Source organism: Streptomyces violaceorubidus (assembly GCF_000717995.1).
In the GTDB taxonomy this organism is placed as follows: domain Bacteria; phylum Actinomycetota; class Actinomycetes; order Streptomycetales; family Streptomycetaceae; genus Streptomyces; species Streptomyces violaceorubidus.
Genome location: NZ_JODM01000113.1, coordinates 1 through 1,182, shown reverse-complemented (window position 1 = coordinate 1,182; position 1,182 = coordinate 1). Strand labels below are relative to the sequence as shown.

1 pseudogene is annotated in these 1,182 nt (G+C 70.4%); it reads left to right on the top strand.

Features of this window, described 5'->3' with window-relative positions:
• Positions 1-1,182 (top strand): annotated as a pseudogene (locus IE94_RS0134225) (alpha-1,4-glucan--maltose-1-phosphate maltosyltransferase); the annotation flags it as partial.

The window sequence follows — 1,182 nt, the reverse complement described above, 5'->3', positions numbered from 1 at the left end:
CCCGGCTGGCGGCGGCGTTGACGCCGGAGGTGGACGCGGTCCTGGCCCGCCATCCGCTGCGGGACCTGGTCACCTCCTCCGAGCCGCTGCCCCTGCTCGTGGAGCGGGAACGCGCCCTGTACGGCGCCTGGTACGAGTTCTTCCCCCGCTCCGAGGGCACCCCCGCCCAGCCCCACGGCACCTTCCGCACCGCCGCCCGCCGCCTGCCCGCGATCGCCGCCATGGGCTTCGACGTCGTCTACCTCCCACCCGTCCACCCCATCGGCACCACCCACCGCAAGGGCCGCAACAACACCCTCACCGCCACCGGCGACGACGTCGGCGTCCCCTGGGCCATCGGCTCCCCCGAAGGCGGCCACGACGCGATCCACCCCGCCCTCGGCACCCTCGACGACTTCGACCACTTCGTCGCCCGCGCGAGCGAACTCGGCCTGGAGATCGCCCTCGACTTCGCCCTCCAGTGCTCCCCCGACCACCCCTGGGTCCACAAACACCCCGAGTGGTTCCACCACCGCCCCGACGGCACCATCGCCCACGCCGAGAACCCGCCCAAGAAGTACCAGGACATCTACCCCATCGCCTTCGACGCCGACATGGACGGACTCGTCACCGAGACCGTACGGATCCTGCGCCACTGGATGGACCACGGCGTGCGCATCTTCCGCGTCGACAACCCCCACACCAAACCCGTCGCCTTCTGGGAACGCGTCATCGCCGGGATCAACGGCGCCGACCCCGACGTCATCTTCCTCGCCGAGGCCTTCACCCGCCCCGCGATGATGGCCACCCTCGCCCAGATCGGCTTCCAGCAGTCCTACACCTACTTCACCTGGCGCAACACCAAGCAGGAACTGACCGACTACCTCACCGAACTGACGGGCGACGCCGCCTCCTACATGCGGCCCAACCTCTTCACCAACACCCCCGACATCCTGCACGCCTACCTCCAGCGCGGAGGCCGCCCCGCCTTCGAGACCCGCGCCGTCCTCGCCGCCACCCTCTCCCCCACCTGGGGCATCTACAGCGGCTACGAACTCTGCGAGAACACCCCCCTGCGCGACGGCAGCGAGGAATACCTCGACTCGGAGAAGTACCAGCTCACCCCCCGCGACTGGGCCCGCGCCACCCGCGAGGGCACCACCATCGCCCCCCTCATCACCCGCCTCAACACCATCCGGCGCG